Origin of the sequence: Actinomadura xylanilytica (assembly GCF_030283145.1) — a bacterium.
GTDB lineage: Bacteria > Actinomycetota > Actinomycetes > Streptosporangiales > Streptosporangiaceae > Spirillospora > Spirillospora xylanilytica.
This window is the reverse complement of record NZ_JASNWE010000001.1, coordinates 288,356-308,829: the sequence shown is the minus strand read 5'-3', so window position 1 is coordinate 308,829 and position 20,474 is coordinate 288,356. Positions and strand designations below refer to the sequence as shown.

Genomic DNA, 20,474 nt, shown 5'->3' with positions numbered 1-20,474 from the left:
TACTTCCGCAGGCGTCGTGCGGGCCTCACCAACGGGAGGCTCCGAGGTCGCGGGAGACCGCGCGCGCGGCGTCGCGCACGTAGGTCATGAGTTGTGAACGGGGCCGGCCCTGCGCGTCGCACAGGCGCTCGACGGCGCCCGAGACGCCCATGGCCCCGACGACCAGCCCGCCGTAGCCGCGGATCGGCGCGGCCAGGCCGGCCTCGCCGACGGTGAACTCCTCCACCTCGGCGGCCCATCCGGTCTCCCGGACCTCGGCCAGCGCGCGGGCGAGCGCCCGCGGCGAGGTGATCGTACGGCGGCTGAACGGGATCAGCTCGGCGACGGCGCCGGCGTCGTAGGCGAGCAGCACCTTGCCGAGCGCGGTGGCGTGCAGCGGCATGAGGGTGCCGACGTCGAGGGTCTGCAACGTGTCGTCCGGCCGGAACACGTGGTGGACGACCAGGACCTGGCCGTCGAGGGGGGTGCCGATCCGGACCGCCTCGCCGCTGCGCGCGGCGAGCGCGTCGGCCCAGTTGATCGCCCGGGAGCGCAGCTCGTTGACGTCGAGGTAGCTGGTGCCGAGGTGCAGCAGCGCCGCGCCGAGCTGGTATTTGCCGGTGGCCGCGTCCTGCTCGACGAAGCCGACCCGCTGGAGCGTGCGCAGGATGCCGTGCGCGGTGCCGCGCGCCAGGCCGAGCGAACCGGCGATCTCGCCGACCCCGAGCCGGCCCGAGCCGCGGGCGAGCAGCCGCAGGATGGCGGCGGCCCGTTCGATCGACTGCACTGGTCCAGGCACGCCGGTCAGGGTAACCACGCCGACATCGGTTCGACAATGTCGGCTTCTGGGCGGCGAACGCTCCTGTCCGCGCGGCCCGGCGCGGCCGAGTGTGAGGGGGGACACAGCGGTGGAGGGTACTACCTTCTGCTCACACGAACCACCATTCGACATTGTCGGCACTTGTTCCTTGACCGGCGTTCTGTGGCGATTTACCGTCCGGGGCAGCCGTGAGGTGGGTCACGTCTGGCTCGCGGCGGGCCCTCCGGCGCGCGCGCCGGACACCACCCCTCGAGGAGGAAGCGTGACGGAGCGACGGAAGATCCCCGGGCCGGCGGCCGAACTGGCCGCCGAATTCGCCGGGACGATGATCCTGATCCTGTTCGGTGTGGGCGTCGTGGCGCAGGTCGCGGCGGGGGACATCGGCGACCACGACAGCATCGCCTGGGGGTGGGGCCTCGGCGTCACCCTCGGCGTCTACGTGGCGGGACGGATCAGCGGGGCGCACCTCAACCCGGCGGTCACCCTCGCGCTCGCGGTGTTCAAGGGCTTCTCCTGGCGCAAGGTGGCGCCGTTCATGCTGGCGCAGACGCTGGGGGCGTTCGTTGCGGCGCTGTTGGTGCGGTGGAACTACACCGAGGTGCTGGCCAAGGTCGACCCGGGCCATACCGTGAAGACGCAGGGCGTGTTCTCGACCCTGCCGGGCAATGGTGAGCTGCCGGTGCACACCTGGGGCGCCTTCCGCGACCAGGTGATCGGCACCGCGATCCTGCTCTTCCTGGTCCTGGCCCTCACCGACCTGCGCAACTCCCCGCCCGCGGCGAACCTGGCGCCGCTGTTCATCGGGCTGACCGTGGTGGCGATCGGGATGGCCTGGGGCACCGACGCGGGCTACGCGATCAACCCGGCGCGCGACTTCGGGCCCCGGCTGGCCTCGTTCTTCACCGGTTACGGTGGCGCGTGGCGGGACCAGTACGGCGATCTGTACTTCTGGGTGCCGATCCTTGGCCCGCTGGTCGGCGGCGTGCTCGGCGCCGGGCTCTACCAGGCGCTCATCGGCCGCTGGCTGCCGGACGAGGAGCCCGGCGACGCCGTCCCCGCCAAGCCCGGGACCGAGCCCGCGGCCGACCTCAAGACCGCCTGACCGCACGCCCGAGAGGACGAGGTGACACGCATGGCCGATTTCGTCGGCGCGATCGATCAGGGCACCACGAGCACCCGGTTCATGATCTTCGATCATGGCGGGAACGAGGTGGCGCGGCATCAGTTGGAGCATGAGCAGGTCCTGCCGCGGGCGGGGTGGGTCGAGCACAACCCCACCGAGATCTGGGAGCGGACCCGCGCGGTGATCGAGACTGCGCTGAACAAGGCGAATCTGGGCCATTCTGATCTCGTGGCGCTCGGGATCACCAATCAGCGTGAGACCACTCTGGTGTGGAATCGGGTTACTGGGCGTCCGTATTACAACGCGATCGTGTGGCAGGACACCCGTACCGACAGCATCGCGGCTGAACTCGACCGCGACGGCCGCGGCGACGTCATCCGCCGGAAGGCCGGGCTCCCGCCCGCGACGTATTTCTCCGGGGGGAAGATCCAGTGGATTCTGGAGAATGTCGAGGGGGTGCGGGAGGCCGCCGAGAGCGGTGAGGCGGTGTTCGGGAACATGGACACCTGGGTGTTGTGGAACCTGACCGGCGGGACCGACGGCGGGGTGCACGTCACCGATCCGACCAATGCCAGCCGCACGATGCTGATGGATCTGGAGACCCTGGACTGGGACGACGAGTTGCTGTCGTTCTTCGGTATCCCGCGCCGGATGCTCCCGGAGATCAGGCCGTCTTCGACCTCGGAGCTGTATGGCGTCACGAGGTCCGATGGTCCGTTGCGGGGTGAGGTGGCGTTGAGCGGGATCTTGGGGGATCAGCAGGCGGCGACGGTGGGGCAGGTGTGCTTTTCGCCGGGAGAGGCCAAGAACACCTACGGCACCGGCAACTTCCTCCTCCTCAACACCGGTACGGAGCTGGTGCGCTCCAAGAGCGGCCTGTTGACGACGGTCTGCTACAAGTTCGGTGATCAGGCGCCGGTGTATGCGTTGGAGGGGTCGATCGCGGTGACGGGGTCGGCGGTGCAGTGGCTGCGCGATCAGCTCGGGATCATCTCCGGTGCCGCGCAGAGCGAGTCACTGGCGGCGCAGGTCGCCGACAACGGGGGCGTGTACTTCGTGCCCGCGTTTTCCGGGTTGTTCGCTCCGTACTGGCGGTCGGATGCGCGGGGCGCGATCGTCGGGCTGTCTCGTTTCAACACCAATGCGCATGTCGCGCGTGCGACGTTGGAGGCGATCTGTTACCAGTCGCGGGATGTCGTGGAGGCGATGCGGGAGGATTCGGGGGTGGCGTTGGATGTGCTGCGGGTGGACGGCGGGGTCACGGCCAACGAGCTGTGCATGCAGATGCAGGCCGACATCCTGGGTGTTCCGGTGTCCAAGCCGGTGGTCGCCGAGACCACCGCGCTCGGCGCCGCTTACGCCGCCGGCCTCGCCGTCGGTTTCTGGACGTCGACCGACGAACTGCGGCGGAACTGGAACGAGGACAAGCGCTGGTCCCCGGCCTGGAACGACGAGCAGCGCACCACCGGTTACGCCGGCTGGAAGAAGGCGGTGACCCGCACCCTCGACTGGGTCGACGTCCCCTGACCCGGGACCCGGGTTAGAGGTCGAGCTGGTACTGGACGACGGTGTGCGTCAGGACGTAGCCAAGGGCGCCGTTGATGGCCAGCATGGGTGCGTTCTCCTCGGCGGTGTCGGTCAGCAGCCCGCTCAGGCGCGGATGCCTGCGGCGGGCGTGCAGGATCGACGCGGCCTTCATCCAGAGGCCGAGGCCACGGCCGCGGTGCCCCGGGAGGACGCCCGTGCCGTAGTGCTGGCCGTCGCTCGTCCCGTTCCCGGGGACGACCAGCTCGGTGAACCCGGCGAGGGCGCCGTCGGACTCGTCGACGACGGCGATGGTGTGCAGCAGGTCCCCGCGCCGGGCGATGGCCTCCCCGGCGGCGCGGACGCGGTCGACGTCCCAGTCCACGGTGCCGTAGTCGGTGTCGCCCACCGGCATGTCGTCCATGGCGGAGCGGGAGGCGGCGAAGGCGGCGGCACGATCGTCCGGGACCGTGCCGTCCCACTCGGTCAGCCGGTAGCCGGCGTGCGGGCGGCCGGCGATCGCGGTGAGGGCGGCGGGATCGGCCTCGGCCAGCGGCAGCCGGGAGTGGACCAGCGTCAGGACTTCGCGGAACCCGCGGGCCGCCAGGAACCCCTGCCCTGGGGAGCCCGGGTCCGCCTGCGCGATGACGCAGCGGCGGCCGTCGTCGCGGGCGGCCGTCACCGCCCGCTCCAGGAGTCCTGAACCCACCCCGGCGCGCCGTTCGGCCGGATGGACGTCGAGCTGGAGCTCGGCCAGGTGCCGCTGGCCGGGCGTGGTGAACAGCCGCAGGAACGCCGCCCCCGCCGGGGCCCCGCCGGACGCGGAGGCCAGCCACGCCAGTCGGTGCCAGGACAGGGCCCGCTCCGGGTCGATCAGCGGGGTGATGCGAAGCGACATGGTGTCTCCGGAGGCTGGACGGCCCGGCGAACCTAATCGCCCGCCCTGGCGCCCGCAACCCCGGGGCCGCGCGTCCGGTCCGCCGCCGGCGCGTCCTCCCGCCCCGGGGCGAAGGGGTCCGGCTCCGTCCGTCAGGACGCCCGGATGCCCACGCCCGCGTACATCAGCGCCTGGTGCGCGCCTCTGGCCGGCCCCTTCGGGCGCCACAGGGTGGTCGGCACCAGCCCGGGATCGGCCAGCTCGAAGTCGCCGAAGTAGCGTCCGATCTCCTGCTCGCCGCGCAGGACCAGCGGGCAGGAGGACGCCTCGCTGAACAGCCGGGCCGCCTCGCGCGACGGCTCGGGGGAGAAGTCGGCCGTGGCGTGCGAGATCACCAGCGCGCTGCCCGGGGCGACCACGTCCCGGATCTCGGCGAGGAGGTCGTGCGGCCGGTCGGCCTCGGTGAGGAAGTGCAGGACCGAGGTGAGCAGCACCGCGATCGGCTCGCGCTCGTCGAGCAGGCCGCAGCCGAAGGCGCCGCCGAGCAGCGCGCCCCTCCTGCGCAGATCGGCGTCGATGACCGCGACCTCGGCGTCCTGGGACAGCAGCGCCCGCGCGTGCGCGAGCACCATCGGGTCGTGGTCGACGTACACGACGCGCGCGGACGGGGCGTGACGCGTCGCGATCCCGTGCTCGGCGCTCTCCAGCAGGGGCAGGCCGCAGCCGACGTCGATGAACTGGCGGACGCCCCGGGCGAGCAGCGCCCGCACGGCCCGGTCGGTGAACGCCCGGCCGGCCCGCGCCGCGTTGGCCCAGTGCGGCTGGACCGCGAGGATCCGCTCGGCGAGGTCGCGGTCGACCGCGTAGTTGTCCTTGCCTCCGAGCAGGTAGTTCTGTATCCGCGCCGCGTTGGCCTCGGTGAAGAGGGCCCGCCGCCGGCCCGCCCACAGCGGCGGCGGCCGGTGGACCGGGACGGACGCGTTCATGCGTTCTCGCGGGTCCAGGTCACCGGCAGCTCGTTCAGCCCGCGGACGCTCAGTCCGGTCTTCCAGCGCAACTCGTCCGGCGGCACCGCCAGCCGCAGGGTGGGCAGGCGGCGCAGGACCGCGCCGATCGCCGTCTGGAGTTCGAGGCGGGCCAGGTGCGCGCCCAGGCAGTGGTGGATGCCGTGCCCGAACGCCAGGTGCGGATTGTCGGTGCGGTCCAGGACGAGGGCCTCGGGGTCGTCGAAGACCTTCTCGTCGCGGTTGGCCGCGGGCCTGGCGACCAGGACGGTGTCGCCCGCGCCGATCACCATGCCGCCGAGCTCCACGTCGCGGGCCGCGATCCGCGGCATGCCTGTGTCGGAGCCGAGCGGGACGAAGCGGAGCAGCTCCTCCAGCGCGGTCGGCACCAGACCGGGGTCGGCGCGCAGCCGCCGCCAGTGCTCCTCGCGCGTGAGCAGCGTGTAGGTGAGGTTGGTGATCTGGCTCGCGGTGGTCTCGTAGCCCGCGATCAGCAGCCCCACCCCGAGGTTGACCAGCTCGTCCTCGGTGAGCCCGCCCTCCTCGTCGCGGACGTGCACCAGCGCCGACAGCAGGTCGTCCGCGGGTGCGGCGCGGCGCTCCTCGATGAGCGCGGTCAGATAGGCGTCCAGCGCGGCGTGCGCGGTCCGGACCTCCTCGGGGGTGTACGCGCTGACCGACAGGAACGCGTCCGACCAGCCCTGGAACCGCATCCGGTCCTCCGCCGGGACGCCGAGCAGCTCGCAGATGACCGTCACCGGGAGCGGCAGCGAGAACGCCGCGGCCAGGTCGGCCGGCGGCCCCGCCTCGATCATCGCGGTGAGCAGCTCGTCGACGATCTCCTCGACCCGGGGGCGCAGCAGCTGCACCCGGCGGTGCGTGAACGCCCGCACGGCCTTGCGGCGGACGCGGGTGTGCTCGGGCGGGTCGATGTCGGTGATGAACGTCTCGCGGCGCTGCGCCCCGGTCGACCGGCCGACCGCCAGCTCCCGGCTGAAGGCCGGGTCGGCCAGCACCCGCCGGGCCTCCTCCCAGCCCGTCACCAGCCAGCCGAGCCCCCCGTCCGGGAGCCGGACCCGGGCGACCGGTCCGTCACGCCGCAGCCGCCCGAACGCCGGGTCGAGCTCGAAGCGGGTGCGGCCGAAGTCGCCCATGGACGGGGGGAGCGTCGTGGTCATCCTCACCTCTCACGAAGGGACCGGCCCACGGTGGACGCGACGCCGGTGGTGCCGCCGACGCTAGGGGCCGAAGGTGAGCGCAAGGTCAGCGCGCGGCCCGCGCGGCGCACCGGCGGCACCCGCCCGGCGCCCCGCCCGCGCCGCCCCGGCGATGATCATGCAGGTAGTGGGCAAAGTGCGTCTTGACTCTCCCTGACCAATGGCCACATCCGGTCTCGCGCGCTTCCCGATCCTCTTCCCCTCCCGCGCGATTTCGGAATGATCAGAGCACGGGCGGCTCAAGGGGGAGAGCAGTGGAGTTACGGGTTCTCGGGCGATTGGAAACGCACACCGACGAAGGGACGCCCATCACGGTCTCGCAACCGCTGATCCGCGCGGCGATCTGCGTTCTGGCGCTCAAGATGGACGGCCCGCTCGGCACCGAGCGGATCAAGGAGCTGCTCTGGCACCCCGAGGCGGCCCCCGACGGCACCGGCGCGGTCAAGACATGCGTCAGCGGGGTGCGCCGGATCCTCACCCACGACCGGCTGCCGCGCGGCCACGGCGGCTACCGGCTGCGGCTCCTCGACGGCGACGCCCTCGACCTGCTGACCTTCCGCGACCTGGCCCGCCAGGCGCAGGAGGCGGGCGGCCGGGGCGACCGCGAGCTCGCGGCCGAGATGTACGGGCGCGCACTCGGGACGTGGGGGGACCCGCCGCTGGCGGACCTCCCCGCGACCCCCGCCCTGTCGGGCGTCGCCGCGGGCCTGCTGGACGAACGCCGGGCCGCGCGCGAGGCGCTCGCCGACCTCCGGCTCGGCCTCGGCGGCGCCCGCGGCCTGGTCTCCGAGATCCGTTCGTGGCTGACCGACGAACCCCTCAACGAGCATCTGTGGACGCGGCTCATGCTGAGCCTGTACCGCTCGGGGAACAAGGCCGAGGCGCTGAAGACCTACGACGACGCGCGCGACATTCTCGTCCAGGAGACCGGGACCGAACCCGGGCCGGATTTGCAGCGGATGTGGCACCGCGTCAAAGTCGACGACGCCGAATTGGCCGAACGGCCCGGGCCGCCGCCGCATTCCGCGGCGGAAACGGCGGTGCGGGCCGCCGCGCCGCCGCTGGCCCAGCAGCTCCCGCCCGACCTCCGCGACTTCACCGGACGCGGCACAGAGGGCGCGCGGCTCCGGGACCTGCTGGCCCGTCCCGGCGCCGCCGCCCCGCCGATCGCGCACATCAGCGGCGCGCCCGGCCTGGGCAAGACGACGCTCGCCCTGCACGTCGCGCACGCCGTCGCCGGCTCCTATCCCGACGGCCAGTTCTACGTGCAGCTCGCCGGGGCGTCCTCGTCGCCGCGCGATCCCGCCGCCGTCCTCAACGAGGTCCTGCGTGCCATCGGCGTCGCCCCCGCAGACATCCCCGACAGCCTCGACGAGCGCGCCGCGCTGTACCGCTCGCGGCTGGCGGGCAGGAGGATCCTCGTCGTCGCCGACGACGCGGCCTCGCCCGACCAGGTGCGGCCCCTGCTGCCCGGCACCCCGGGCTGCACGATCATCATCACCAGCCGGATCCGGTCCCCCAGTGTGGACGGCGCCCACCTGACCGACCTGGAACGGCTCCCGCCCGCCGAGGGCCTGCGCATGCTCGGCCGGATCATCGGCCGGTCCCGGGTCGAGGCCGACCGGGCCGCGGCCGGCCAGGTGGTCGCCGCGTGCGACGGGTTCCCGCTGGCGCTGCGGATGGTGGGGGCGCGGCTGGCCGCCCGTCCCGCCTGGCCGCTGGCGCACATGGCCGGGCTGCTGCTGGAGGAGGGCCGCCGGCTCGACCACCTGGTCGCCGGGACGACCGCGGTGCGGGCCCACATCGAGGCCAGCTACCGGGCCCTGGACGCGCGGTCCCGCCGCACCTTCCGGATGCTGGCGCTGGCCGGGCCGCACGACGTCGCGCCCTGGGTCGTCGAGATCCTTCTCGCCGAGCGGCCCGCCGCCGACATCGTCGACGGCCTCGTCGACCGCAGCCTGCTCGTCGCCGCCGGCGTCGACCGGACCGGGCAGCCCCGCTACCGGCTGCACGACCTGCTGCGCGACTACGCGGGCGAGCGGCTCGCCGAGGACGCGCAGGCCGAGCCCGCGCTGGAGCGGCTGACGGCCGGATGGCTCGAACTCGTCGACGCCGCCGACGCCCTCATCCCGCGCGACCCGTACTTCCCCGCGCCCGAGCGGCTGGAGCCCCGCTCGGTGATCGTCGACGACCTGGTAGCGCGGCTCATCGCGCCCGACCCGGCCGCGTGGCTCGACAGCGAGCTGGCCAACCTCCGCACCATCGTCGAGACCGCGTGCGCCGCCGGCCGGTTCCGCCTGGCCACCGGCCTGGTCACGCGGATGGCCTCGCACCTGCACCTCCAGCACCACCACCGGGAGGCCGAGCACCTCTGGCGCGCGGTCATGGCGTCCGCCGCCCGCGAGGGCGACACCGACGCCGCCGCCTACGCCCGGCTCCGGGCCGCCCAGGTCATCGCCGCCGACCGCGGCCGCCCCGCCACCGCGCTACCGATGATCGACGAGTGCATCACCGACTGGTCCCCGTCCGACTCGGGCTCATCTGGGGGGCGCCCCCCCGACTCCCGTCGGGTCGTCGGGCGGTCCTCGCTTCGCTCCGGTCCGTCCGACTTGGGCTCTCCTGGGGGGCGACCCCCAGACCCCCGTCGGGTCGTCGGGCGGTCCTCGCTTCGCTCCGGTCCGTCCGACTCGGTGCAGAGTCGCCGCAACCTGGCCCGTGCCCTCAGCCTGCGCGCCTACAGCGCCCAGGTCCTTGGCCGGCTCGACACCGCCGAACGCGACGCCGCCGCCGCCCTGGAGATCGCCCGCGAGACGGGCGACGCGCATGTGGCGTTCGGCAGCCTCCGCGTCCTCGGCCTGGTCCTCAGCCAGGCGGGCCGGCACGCCGAGGCCGTCGAGGCGGGCGAGGACGCCTTCGCCACCGCCCGCACCCTGGAGGAACCGGCCTACCAGGGGGTCGCGCTCTACTCCCTGGTGCGCGCGCTACTGGCGGCGGGCCGCTACGACCGGCTACCGCCGCTGTGCGAGGAGGGCCTGCGGCTGACCGAGAGCATCGGGCACACCCTCGGCACCGCCTACTTCCACGAGCAGTGGGGCTGCGCCCACCAAGGGCTCGGGGAGCACGAGCGGGCCGCCGAACGCCTGCACCGCGCCGCGACGCTCTTCACCTCGCAGGAGGCCGTCGCCGCCGAAGCCGCCTGCCGCATGCGCCTCGCCGGCAGCTACCGCGCGCTCGGCCGCGTCCAGGACGCCCGTACGCAGCTCGAGTGGTGCGCCGACGCGTTCGGCGAACTCGACCGCCCCGAGGATGAGCGGCGCGCCCGGGACGCCCTGCGCGAGCTGGGAGGCTGACCCGGCCCCGCAGGACGGCGCGCACCGATGTGGATGCTCGCCGCCGGGCCGCAGAAATAGGGCGTGGACGCCGTTCCGCCGGTCGAGAGCTGCGAGTGGTCCGGTATGGAGGTAGGGGAAAGAGCCCGCCAGGATGCCGAGATCACCGGGATTGAACGGAAGGCTCCGGCTTTTCGGGCCGGCTTGCCGAGGCGTCAGTTCCTTGTATACGATAGCGGATCATTCTGGAGTGGTTGTGTGGCATGAGAGGTTCTTTGGTATGCGGTTGGGAAGAATTCTCCGGTTCGATGATGTCCGCGGTTATGGGTTCATCGTGCAGGAAGGTGATGGCGACGATGTATTCGTTCACGCCAATGAACTCTGTGACGATAAATCCTTGTTCGCCCCGGGAACCCCGGTCGAGTTCGAGGTGACCGAGAGCAGCCGCGGGCTGAAGGCGTTCGCCGTGCACGTGTCGAACAAGGAGCCGGCGGGCGAGCCGGCCGCCGCGCGTGAGGTCGACAAGGACGTCGTCCTCGGTGTCCCGCCGCTCGACGACGGCATGTGCGACGTGCTCTCCGCCTCCGAGTTCAGGCAGGAGTTCACCGAACTCATGCTCGAGGCGGGTCCCGAGCTGACCGCCGCCCAGATCGTCCGGCTCCGCACGGAGATCCTCGCCGTCGCCAAGAAGCACGGCTGGGTCGAAGGCTGACCTACCGTTCCACCCGTGGCCGTTCCAGCCCGGCTGTTCCGCCCGCGCCTGCTCCGTCCGGGCCGTTCGGTGGTCGGCGCATTTCCAGCCGCCGTGAATGGCCCGCTGAATGGCAGGCCGCCCGGCGCGAGGTCAGAAGAGCGTCGGCGGCTCGGTCGGCTCCGGCTCCGGCAGCGGGTCGATCCCGGGCACCAGTGCCCGCACGTCGCCGTGAAAGCGGCGGGCGAGCGCCAGCGCCTCGGCATTGTCGGGGGTATGGATGAAAACGGTCGGTGAACGGCCCTCGCGCAGCCATTCGGCGACCGTGCCGGCCCAGTGCCGCCACCCCTCGACCGTGCGCGCGGTGTCGTCCCGGCCGAGATAGCGGACGATCGGCCGGTCGGTGAGCGCGAGCGACCGGCGCGGCACCCGCGGCTTCTTCGTCCACGCGTCCCGCTCGGCGTCGGTGGTCGGAGGGCTCTGGAAGAGGGTGGTGGTGTCGAACGGGACCCACTCGGCGCCCGCGCCGCCGAGCACCCGCTCGAGGAGCCGCTCCGACCGGGCGTCGTCGAAGAACGCCCGATGGCGGACCTCGACGGCGTACCGGTACGACCGGGGGAGCCGCCGGAGGAAGCCCGCCAGCACCCCGAGGTCGCCCGGCCCGAACGAGCCGGGGAGCTGCACCCAGAGCGCGCCGGCCCGCGGCCCGAGCGGCTCGATCGCCGCCAGGAACGCCCCGAGCTCCTCCCCGACGTCTCCCAGGCGCCGCTCATGCGTGATCGTCTTGGGCAGCTTGACCACGAACCGGAAGTCGGACGCGGTCTGCGCCGCCCACGACTCCACCGCGCTCCTGGCCGGCGTCGCGTAGAAGGTCGTGTTCCCCTCGACCGCGTTGCACCAGGTCGCATAGGACCGCAGGCGCTCCCGGGGAGGGAGCGGATGGGGCAGGTAGCGCCCCTGCCATGGCGCGTGCGTCCACATCGCGCATCCCACATGAAGCCGCATGACCGCGACGCTACCGAAGGATGCCCGGACCTCACGAAACGGCCGCGGCACCGCCACCCGGACCGGCCGTCCCGCGACCGGCCCGGTCAGCCCTGCTGGTCAGCCCTGCCGGGCGGCCTTGCGGGCGAGGCGTTCGGCGCGGCGCTCCTCGAACTTGGCCGCGGCCCGGCCGAGGCCGTCCAGGAACGCGGCGAGCCTCTCGCGCGCCTGCTCGGCCTCGGCGTCCAGGCCGGTGAGCTCGAAGACGCCCCACGTGCGCAGGATGGGCTGGAGCACCTCGTCGTGGTGCAGCCGCAGGTCGTAGATGCCGGCGTTGGCGATCGCGACGGACTTGCGCATGAACCCGTCGATGGTGTTGCCCGGCATCTCGAACGTGGTCACCACGTCGGCGACGGCGCGGACGGCCCGGCTCGGGTCCACCTCGAACGCGGCGCCGATGAAGTTGCGGTAGAAGATCATGTGCAGGTTCTCGTCCTTGGCGACCCGCGCCATCATCCGCTCGCACAGCGGATCGCCGGACGCCTTGCCGGTGTTGCGGTGCGAGACCCGGGTCGCCAGCTCCTGGAAGGCGACGTAGGTGGCGCCGCGCAGCATGTCCTGGCCGTGCGGCATCGCGTAGCCGACCTGGAGGTGCTTCATCCGGGCGCGCTCCAGCGCGACGGGGTCGATGGCCCGCGTCACCGTCAGGTAGTCGCGGATCACGATGCCGTGCTTGTTCTCCTCGGCGGTCCACCGGTTGGTCCAGTAGCCGTACGCGCCGTCCTGCCCGAACACGCTCCGCAGCGCGAAGTGGTACCCCGGCAGGTTGTCCTCGGTCAGCAGGTTGACCAGCAGCGCCTCCCGGGACTCCGGCGACACCTTCGAGTCGCCGGGCTCCCAGTCCTCGCCGTCGATGACGCCCGAGTAGGTACGGCCCTCGCTGTACGGGACGTACTGGTGCGGGAACCATTCCTCGGCCATCGAGACGTGCCGGTTCACTTCCCTCTCGACCGTCGGCTCGAGCTCCAGGAACAGCTCCAGCTCGGACTTGGAAACAGGCGCGATCGACATGCCCGACCCTTCATTCTGGACGACGAGGCGGGGGCACGGTGAGCGGACGATCGCGGATGCGGCCGTCCACTCCGGAGGTTGCGCGGGCAACGTACCCTCGGGCGCTCATCGTAGTAATGCCGTTCGCGCCGCTCTTGTCGTTATTGTTCGTCTCGGGCCCCGCGCTTTGTCATTCGACTGACAACCCCGCAGGCGAATCCGAACCGGTGACCGGTCCGCGCGGACCGGTCGCGGGGAGGGTGGGCGGTCCTCGGGGTCACGACTTGGGCGCCCACGTGCCCTGCTCGCACACCCAGGCCCTGAAACTGATCCCCGGAGCGGGCTTGATCGCCCCTGCGCCTTCAGGACTGCAAGGCAGCCCGGTGCCGACACTGGAAGTCGGAAGGTACCGGCCGGTCGCCTGCGTCCTGCCGTTGATGCACTTGAACTCGCGATATCCCTTCGACCCCACTTGGAAATAGAGGACCGATCCCTCATGGCAGGTGCCGGCGGAGATGTCCGGGCGGAGTGGGGCCGCCTGGGCGGGGGCGGCGGCCAGGACCGCGCCGCAGGCCAGGAGGGCGCCGGAAGCGAGGGCGGACGTCCATGTCACGTTCATGGCGAGGGTTCCCGATCGTGTGAGATGCGTCGGCTCCCACCGTGAGAGCTCTGCCGCACACTTACCCAAAATTACGCACAGCAATCAATAATCTACTTAGGGTGAGCATTTCTCGTGATCGAGGGAAAGGCCCTGAGACGAGGTGCCCAGTCGCCGTCCGGGCTCACAGGTAGCGCAGCCACAGGTAGGGGACGCACAGGGCGACGGTGACCACGGTGACGACGAGGCCGTACTTGGTGAAGTGCCAGAAGCTGATGGGGTGGCCGTTGCGGGCGGCGATGCCGAGGACGACGACGTTCGCGCTGGCGCCGACGGCGGTGGCGTTGCCGCCGAGGTCGGCGCCGAGCGCCAGGGCCCACCACAGGACGTGGCCGCCGCCCGCGCCCTGCTGGTGGACCAGGTCGGCGACGATGGGGCTCATCGTGGCGACGTAGGGGATGTTGTCCACGATCGCCGACAGCCCGGCGGACGCGCCGAGCAGCAGCATGGCGGCGAAGCCGGGCCTGCCCTCGGTGGCGTCCGCGGCGGCCCGCGAGATGCCGCCGATGACGCCGGTCTCGACCAGGCCGCCGACCATGACGAACAGCCCGGCGAAGAACACCAGGGTGGGCCACTCGACCTCGCGCAGCGCGTCCTCGGTGGTGACCTTGGTGGCGGCGACCAGCAGCCCGGCGCCGAGCAGCGCCACGACGGAGGGCTCGTAGTGCAGCACCGGGTGCAGCACGAACGCGGCCACCACGACGCCGAGCACGCCGAGGCCCTGCCACAGCAGCCGCCGGTCGGTGATGGCCGCGCGCTCGTCGAGCGCCATCACCTCGGCGACGCGGCGCGGATCGTAGTCGAACGCCGAGCGGAACAGCCACCGGCACAGCGCGCAGAACACCACCATCAGCAGCACGATCAGCGGCGCGAGGTGGACCAGGAAGTCGTTGAACGTCAGGCCGCCCCGGCCGGCGATGATGATGTTGGGCGGGTCGCCGACCAGGGTGGCGGTGCCGCCGATGTTGGACGCCATCACCTCGGCGATCAGGAACGGCACGACCTTGAGGTTCAGGCGTTCGCAGACCAGGAACGTGACCGGGGCGATCAGCAGCACGGTGGTGACGTTGTCCAGCAGCGCCGACGCCAGCGCGGTGATGGCCACCAGCATGACCATCAGCCGGTAGGGCCTGCCGCGGGCGCGCTTGGCGGCCCAGATCGCCGCGTACTCGAAGACCCCGGTCTGCCGCAGCACCGAGACGATCACCATCATGCCGAGCAGCAGGAAGACGACGTTCCAGTCGACGCCGGTCTCCTCGGAGAAGAACGCCTTCCGCGCGTCGGTGATGTGCAGCAGCATCATCAGCGCGGCGCCGCCCAGCGCGACGGCGGTCCGCGGTATCCGCTCGGACGCGATGAGGATGTAGGCGACGACGAAGATGGCGACAGCGGACGCGGCGGTCAAGGAGTCTCCCGGTCGGAGGGGACGGGCGGGGCGCCGCCGGCCGGACCCGTCCCGCGCACGCCGGCCCGGCCCGCGCGCATGCCGCCGGCGAACGGCACGGCAGGGAAAGGGGGGGCCGCGAGGGCGGTGAGGGGGCTCGCCATCGGCGTGTCGCCGTCTTTCGGAGTCGGTCGGGTAGGGACACGCCGACCAGACTTCCCGGCTCACCAGTCCACGACTCTAACGGCATCCCGGGGCGTGGGGACACCGGCTGCGCGGTCCCCGCCGACGGCCGCGCCTCGACGGAACGCGCGACCCGAGGGGCTCAGACGCCGAAGAGCTCGGTCGCCAGGTCGTCGAGCGTGGCGATGTCCTGGAGCGGGAAGCGGGCCGCGACGGGCACGAAGACGTCGATCGAGTGGTGCTGGGTCAGCCCGTGGGCCTGCCGGAAGAGGGCGAACGCCAGCGCACGGCGGGGGAAGCCGGCGTCGTCCGGCCAGTTGTAGGCGTCCAGGAAGGCCCGCAGCAGCGCCTTGTCGCAGTCGAAGGTGTCGCGGTGGATCTGGGCCAGTTCCAGATAGGGGTCGGCCGCCACCGCGTCGCCCCAGTCGATGACGCCGGTCAGCCGGCCGTCCCGCACGAACGCATGGGCGGCGACCAGGTCGGCGTGGACGAAGACGGGAACGCCGATCCCGATCCCTTCGACGAAGTCGTCCGCCTGTGCGACGAGGTGCGGCGGGAGCGAGCTTCGCACCAGGGCCGCCGTCAGATCGAGGCCGCGCAGGTCCGGGCGCGGCAGGCCGTCCGGCGGGGGCAGCGCGTGCACGCGCCGGACCTGCCCGCCGAGCTCGGCGGCGGCCGAGAGCCGCTCCGGCGCGGAGAGCCCGGCGTGATGCCAGGCGACGCCCGGGACCAGCCCGCTGATCAGGTAGGGCCACGACTCGCCGGACAGGCTCCCCCAGCCCAGCAGGCCGGGCGTGAGGATCTCCGGCTCGGTGGAGAGCCGGTCCAGCGCCGCTCGCTCGGCGCTGTGCGCCTCACGCCAGTTCGGCGAGCCGCCGAACAGCTTCACCACGACGTCCCCGCAGAGGAACGTCGGATAGGTCGGGTTGAAGCCCGCCACCGGCGCGGCGTCCGGCAGGCCGTGCCGTTCCAGGATCCCGGCGACGTGCGGACCCCAGAAGCCGACGTCACCGACCTGCACTGATGAAGAGATCACCGCGCCAGTCTCCCCGGGGCCACCACTTCGGCCAAGTCGATTTCAGCCCTGGTCGACGGTGAGGGCCTGGGCGTCGATGCGGCGGATCAGCGCGTCGAGCTCCTCGGGGCGCAGCGCCTTGATCGTGGCGGGCAGCGCGGACTCCAGGTCGGCGAGGACGTCCAGCACCACCTCCTCCAGCAGGGCCGCACGATCATGACGGCCGGTCTTGGAGGCGGCGCTGGCGATCCTGGCGGGGTTCACCAGCGACGGCACCAGCCCGAGCAGGTCCGGCGCCGCCATGACCCGGCCGGGATCGTGCGGCGCCGACTCGTCGAACCGGCTCTCGGCCATCTCCGGGATCTTGTACTTGGAGGCGGCGAGCGAGGACAAAGTGCTGCGCCTGTCCGGCCACAGGACGTGGCCCTCGGCGATGTTGCCCTCGACCGGCGGCAGGCCGAGCGCCGCCGGGACCGCCGTCGGACGCCGTACCGGCAGCGCCGACATCGCGGCCCGCGTGCCGGTGCCGACGACCGGCGGGCTCAGGAGCCCCGAGCGCGCGGCGATCCCGGCCGTCTCCGACGGGGCCAGCAGCTCACCGTCCGCCGCTCCGGGCTCGGCGAGCAGGATCGCGAAGGCGGCGACGTGCGCGCCGGGGGAGTACCAGACCCCGGTCTGCACGGGGGCGTGCACCCGCCGGGCGGGCACGTCCGGGTGCGGGTAGCCGCCGCCGAACAGCTCGCAGTAGGCGACCAGATCCCTCCCGCCGAGCGACTCCGGGCCGACCTGCCGCCGCATCTCGTGCGCGGCCTCGGCCAGTTCGACGCGGAGCAACTGCCAGCCGAAGAACGGCTCGTCGTCCCCCAGCCACGCTTTCCGCTTCCCGACGCGCAGGCCGCGGCGGTCGCCCCCGGCCGGCAGGCCGAGCACCAACTGCGCGCCGTGGATCTTCTCCAGCGCCCTGTAGGTCCCGCCCGGCGCGTGCGCGGGCGGGTGTTCACCGAGTTTGGGGAAGGGGCGGAAGCGCACGCGATCACGGTACCCGGATCACATGATCTTGTCGTGGGGTGCGGAACCCCAACCCGGGGCAGGGGCCCCGGCGTCGACGCGGTTCGTGGGCGGGTGAGGCATCAGATTGAGCGGGCCGAACTCATCCATGCAGAAGACGGCGTTGGGCTTACCGTCCTCGGGTATGACCTCACCATCGGCGATCGCGTAGAGGTGTTCGACGCGGGCCTTCTTGGCCGTGCAGTCCGGATCACGGGAGGTCTTCCACGGTGCGGCCATGCCCGCATACTCGCTGGTTTCCCGGACGGCGCTACAGCAGTAGGCCCACAAGATACTGAACAGAGCACTCTTGTCTGCCTGAAGCGTCACCGAAGGAACACATGGACACCGGCTTCGACGACACCGCCTGGCGCTACGGACCGCTGGCAACCCTGTTTTACGAACTCGACAAGCCGATCGGCACCTCGTTCGGAGACGTCGAGTTCTACGCCGACCGCCTGCGGAACGTGTCCGGCCCCATCCTGGAACCCGCCGTGGGCACCGGCCGAATCCTGATCCCCCTGCTCGAACAGGGCCTGACCGTGCGCGGCTACGACACGTCGGTCTCCATGCTGGAACAGTGCCGCGTCAACTGTGCCCAGCGAGGTGTGAAGGCCGATGTCTTCGAGGGTGACATGACCACGCACCACGACCCCGGCGCCTTCGAAGCGATCGTGATCCCCACCGGGTCCTTCGCCCTGCTTCCCGACCGTGAAAGCGCGCAGACCGCGCTCACCGCCATACACGAGAACCTGGCTCCAGCAGGCCGGCTGATCGTCGACATCGAACCGCCGTCCGCGGGCACAGCCCCCGACAACGGACCGGTCCCCCACCAGTGGAGTGGCACCGATCTCGTCACCCTCACCACCTGGCGCACGCACGTGGACCCGGTGGCCCAGCGCACCACCCGCTGGCTTCGCTACGAAGCCTGGAGGGACGGCACCCTGACACGCACCGAGCTTCAGATCTTCTCCCTCCTGTGGTTCGGGCTGGCCGAGTTCACAGCCATGCTGCACCAGGCGGGCTTCGCGAATGTCAGCGTCCACGGCGGCTATCGAGCAGGTACCGCACCAACAGCGGCAGACGACGTGTGGACCTTCGAGGCCACCCGTGCATAGCGCGCCTGCCCTCACCGACAAGCCGCCCGGGCGAACGTTGCGTGACGCGGCACCAGCTAGGAGAGCGGCACGAGCCGGAGCGTCGCCGCGCGTGTTTCGGGAGTGGTCATCGGATCGACATAGCGCGGGTCGTACCCCCGGTACTTGGCGCGGTACTCCGCGTCGAGCCGGTCGTTGAGATCGGCGTCGCCGTCGGCGTTGACGAAGGTGACCTCCTTGCCGACGCCGCCCGCCTCGATACGGCCCTCGTGGCGCTCCTGGGCGCCGCGGTACCAGGCGCCGTCCGTCCCGTTCGCGGACCGGACGTACAGGTCGTCGCCCGCACGGACGACCCAGATCGTCGTCGGGTGCCGCAGCGAGCCGTCGTCCAGCATCGGCGCGATCTCCAGTTCGTCGGTGTTCTCGATCCTGGCGAGCTCGTCGCTCGTCCAGTCCGTCGTCGGCGCTGTCATCGGCACGTCTCCCTCACCTGTCGTCGTCGTGGTGTGCATTGCGTCAGGGGGTACCCGAAGGCGGCCGATACTCGGTCAATGGCGGCCATCCTCCGCGCCCGTTTTCGCCAAGCGGGCCTCGAGGCCGGCTCGGCGGTGATCAGCGGGCGGCGGTGATCAGGCCGGTCTCGTAGGCGACGATGACTAGCTGGGCGCGGTCGCGGGCCTGGAGTTTGCCGAGCAGCCGGCCCACGTAGGTCTTCACGGTGGCGAGGCTGAGGTGCAGGTGCTCGGCGATCTCGGTGTTGGACAGGCCGCGCGCGATCAGCGTGAGGACCTGGCGCTCCCGCTCAGTGACGTGTTCGAGGCGGCGCGGCACCGGCCGCCCGGGGCGCGGGTGGCGGGTGAACTCGGCGATGAGGCGGCGGGTCACGGTGGGGGCCAGCAGGGACTCCCCGGCCGCGATGGTGTGGACGGCGGCGAGGAGGTCGGCGGGCGGCGTGTCCTTGAGCAGGAAGCCGGCGGCACCGGCGTGCAGGGCGGAGAAGACGTAGGCGTCCAGGTCGAACATGGTGAGGATGAGGACCCGCACGTCCGCCGTTTCCGGAGTCCGGCTGATCTGGCGGGTGGCCTCGATCCCGTCCATGCGGGGCATGCGCACGTCCATGAGGACGACATCGGGCCGCAGGGTCCGGGCGAGCTCGACGGTCTCGGCGCCGGTGGCGGCCTCGCCGACGGCGGTGAGGCCGGGGGCGGTCTCGATGAGCGCGCGGAAGCTGCCGCGCAGCAGGGCCTGGTCGTCCGCGACCAGCACCCGCACCGGCCCGGTCACAGGCCGTCCTTCCCGGGGGGCCGGACGGGGCCGTACGGCAGGACGGCCGCCACGGCGAACCCGCCCTCGGGGCGCGGCCCGGCCGTGAACCGTCCGCCGTACATGGCGACGCGCTCCCGCATCCCGACGAGCCCGTGCCCACCGGAGTCCACCGGCGCGGGTGCGGGCGCGGGCGCGTGGTGCGGGCCGTCGTCGGCCACCTCGATGCCCACCTGGTCCGAGGTCACCCGCACCGTGGCGCGGCATCGAGTGGGGGCGGCGTGCTTGACCACGTTGGTGAGAGCCTCCTGCACGATGCGGTAGGTGGCGAGCTGGAGCCCCTCGGGAAGATCGTGATCGCCGGTGACCGCGAGCTCGACCCGGACACCGGACGCCGACGCGAGCCCGGCCAGCTCGGCGAGCCCGGCCAGGCCCGGCGGGGTCAGATCGCCGTCATGGCCGGTGTCCCGGCGCAGAACGTCCAGCAGGCGGCGCATCTCGGTGAGCGCCCCGCGGCTGGTGGCCTCGATCACGCGCAGCGCCTCCCGCGCCTCGTCGGGCCGGACGGCGGCGACATGGTTGGCGACCCCGGCCTTGACCGCGATCAGCCCCATCCCGTGCGTGACCACGTCGTGCAGCTCGCGGGCGATCCGCAGCCGCTCGTCGACGACGATCTGATGGGCCCGCTGCGCGGCAAGCCGCGCAGCGTCGCACCTGCGGCCCCGTACCTGACGGCCGATCACCCAGGAGCCCGCCAGCGACCCCCAGGCGGCCGCCGTCCACCCGGCCGCCGGCAGCGGACCGAACCGAGGATGCACGATCTGCCCGATCCAGATGGCCGCCGTCGCGGCGGCCAGGCACACCCCCAGCGCACGGGCCGAGCGGTGCGCGGGCCGCACCACCGTGACCAGGTACAGCGTCAGCGCGAGCGCCAGGAACGGATCCCACACGACACCGGCCGCCGCCGCGACGACCGAGACGACCACCGCGCTTTGCAGCGCGCGTCCCGGCCCGGACCTGCGCGCCGCCACGATCACCGCGAGGACCAGCGCGGTCGCGCAGGACGCCGCGAGCGCCGGCGTCGACCCCGGACGGTCCTTGAGCATGTTCCCGGCGACCACCACGTCCAGCAGGGCCAGCGCGACCGCCCCCGCACCGTCGACGGCACGCAGGTGCGCACGGCGCAGCCGCCAGGTCTCAAAGCCGGGTTCATCCACGGGCCACACGCT

19 protein-coding genes are annotated in these 20,474 nt (G+C 72.3%); 5 read left to right on the top strand and 14 right to left on the bottom strand.

The window, feature by feature from the left end; translation table 11 throughout:
• Positions 1 to 25 precede the first annotated feature (25 nt).
• Positions 26 to 778 (bottom strand): IclR family transcriptional regulator, encoded by a 753-nt coding sequence (locus tag QP090_RS01460; protein ID WP_285936593.1) that lies wholly within the window; start codon positions 776 to 778, stop codon positions 26 to 28.
• A 283-nt stretch (positions 779 to 1,061) separates the two neighbouring features.
• Here QP090_RS01460 and QP090_RS01455 point away from each other — a divergent pair, with 283 nt between their 5' ends.
• Together QP090_RS01455 and glpK are read left to right on the top strand one after the other, a co-directional pair.
• Positions 1,062 to 1,901 carry an MIP/aquaporin family protein gene (locus QP090_RS01455; protein ID WP_285936592.1) on the top strand — a complete coding sequence of 280 codons (840 nt, stop codon included), beginning with the start codon at positions 1,062 to 1,064 and terminating at the stop codon, positions 1,899 to 1,901.
• A 30-nt stretch (positions 1,902 to 1,931) separates the two neighbouring features.
• Entirely contained in the window at positions 1,932 to 3,449 is a 1,518-nt protein-coding gene (gene glpK, locus QP090_RS01450) for a glycerol kinase GlpK (RefSeq protein ID WP_285936591.1), read from the top strand.
• A 13-nt stretch (positions 3,450 to 3,462) separates the two neighbouring features.
• On the opposite strand, the gene QP090_RS01445 is transcribed toward glpK, so the two are convergent.
• From QP090_RS01445 to QP090_RS01435, 3 genes are all read right to left on the bottom strand, one after another.
• Positions 3,463 to 4,344 (bottom strand): GNAT family N-acetyltransferase, encoded by an 882-nt coding sequence (locus QP090_RS01445; RefSeq protein WP_285936590.1) that lies wholly within the window; start codon positions 4,342 to 4,344, stop codon positions 3,463 to 3,465.
• Positions 4,345 to 4,475: 131 nt separating this feature from the next.
• The gene (locus QP090_RS01440; protein WP_285936589.1) at positions 4,476 to 5,309 is read right to left on the bottom strand and encodes an SAM-dependent methyltransferase; all 834 of its coding nucleotides are present in this window, start codon (positions 5,307 to 5,309) and stop codon (positions 4,476 to 4,478) included.
• Positions 5,306 to 6,505: a cytochrome P450 gene (locus tag QP090_RS01435; protein ID WP_285936587.1), complete on the bottom strand. Its 1,200-nt coding sequence runs from the start codon at positions 6,503 to 6,505 to the stop codon at positions 5,306 to 5,308. The genes QP090_RS01440 and QP090_RS01435 overlap by 4 nt, the downstream gene beginning before the upstream one ends.
• A 317-nt stretch (positions 6,506 to 6,822) precedes the next feature.
• Here QP090_RS01435 and QP090_RS01430 point away from each other — a divergent pair, with 317 nt between their 5' ends.
• Positions 6,823 to 9,894, top strand: coding sequence for an ATP-binding protein (locus QP090_RS01430; RefSeq protein ID WP_285936586.1), 3,072 nt, complete (start codon positions 6,823 to 6,825; stop codon positions 9,892 to 9,894).
• Between the two features lie 142 nt (positions 9,895 to 10,036).
• On the opposite strand, the gene QP090_RS01425 is transcribed toward QP090_RS01430, so the two are convergent.
• Entirely contained in the window at positions 10,037 to 10,243 is a 207-nt protein-coding gene (locus QP090_RS01425; protein WP_285938634.1) for a hypothetical protein, read from the bottom strand.
• Between QP090_RS01425 and QP090_RS01420 the strand changes: the two genes are divergently transcribed.
• Entirely contained in the window at positions 10,154 to 10,585 is a 432-nt protein-coding gene (locus QP090_RS01420) for a cold-shock protein (protein ID WP_285936585.1), read from the top strand. The two genes, QP090_RS01425 and QP090_RS01420, sit on opposite strands and share 90 nt — an antisense overlap.
• A gap of 132 nt (positions 10,586 to 10,717) precedes the next feature.
• On the opposite strand, the gene QP090_RS01415 is transcribed toward QP090_RS01420, so the two are convergent.
• The 6 genes from QP090_RS01415 to QP090_RS01390 form a co-directional block, all read right to left on the bottom strand.
• Positions 10,718 to 11,569: a DUF72 domain-containing protein gene (locus QP090_RS01415; RefSeq protein ID WP_285936584.1), complete on the bottom strand. Its 852-nt coding sequence runs from the start codon at positions 11,567 to 11,569 to the stop codon at positions 10,718 to 10,720.
• 99 nt (positions 11,570 to 11,668) lie between these two features.
• Positions 11,669 to 12,619, bottom strand: a complete 951-nt coding sequence (locus QP090_RS01410) for an acyl-ACP desaturase (RefSeq protein ID WP_285936583.1) — start codon at positions 12,617 to 12,619, stop codon at positions 11,669 to 11,671.
• Positions 12,620 to 13,380: 761 nt separating this feature from the next.
• Entirely contained in the window at positions 13,381 to 14,661 is a 1,281-nt protein-coding gene (locus tag QP090_RS01405) for an ArsB/NhaD family transporter (RefSeq protein WP_285936581.1), read from the bottom strand.
• A gap of 304 nt (positions 14,662 to 14,965) precedes the next feature.
• On the bottom strand, positions 14,966 to 15,859 hold the full coding sequence (locus tag QP090_RS01400; protein ID WP_285936580.1) for a phosphotransferase family protein: 894 nt from the start codon (positions 15,857 to 15,859) through the stop codon (positions 14,966 to 14,968).
• A gap of 42 nt (positions 15,860 to 15,901) precedes the next feature.
• Positions 15,902 to 16,867, bottom strand: a complete 966-nt coding sequence (locus tag QP090_RS01395; RefSeq protein WP_285936579.1) for an RNA ligase family protein — start codon at positions 16,865 to 16,867, stop codon at positions 15,902 to 15,904.
• Between the two features lie 18 nt (positions 16,868 to 16,885).
• Positions 16,886 to 17,125, bottom strand: coding sequence for a hypothetical protein (locus tag QP090_RS01390; protein ID WP_285936578.1), 240 nt, complete (start codon positions 17,123 to 17,125; stop codon positions 16,886 to 16,888).
• 101 nt (positions 17,126 to 17,226) lie between these two features.
• Between QP090_RS01390 and QP090_RS01385 the strand changes: the two genes are divergently transcribed.
• A complete protein-coding gene (locus QP090_RS01385) occupies positions 17,227 to 18,003 on the top strand; it encodes a class I SAM-dependent methyltransferase (RefSeq protein ID WP_285936577.1) in 777 nt (258 codons plus the stop codon).
• 56 nt (positions 18,004 to 18,059) lie between these two features.
• Here the strand turns inward: QP090_RS01385 and QP090_RS01380 are convergent, their stop codons facing one another.
• From QP090_RS01380 to QP090_RS01370, 3 genes are all read right to left on the bottom strand, one after another.
• Positions 18,060 to 18,455 (bottom strand): DUF2255 family protein, encoded by a 396-nt coding sequence (locus QP090_RS01380; protein ID WP_285936575.1) that lies wholly within the window; start codon positions 18,453 to 18,455, stop codon positions 18,060 to 18,062.
• 139 nt (positions 18,456 to 18,594) lie between these two features.
• Entirely contained in the window at positions 18,595 to 19,266 is a 672-nt protein-coding gene (locus QP090_RS01375) for a response regulator (protein WP_285936574.1), read from the bottom strand.
• Positions 19,263 to 20,462, bottom strand: a complete 1,200-nt coding sequence (locus QP090_RS01370) for a sensor histidine kinase (protein ID WP_285936573.1) — start codon at positions 20,460 to 20,462, stop codon at positions 19,263 to 19,265. Before QP090_RS01370 ends, QP090_RS01375 begins: the two co-directional genes overlap by 4 nt.
• Between the last annotated feature and the right edge of the window lie 12 nt (positions 20,463 to 20,474).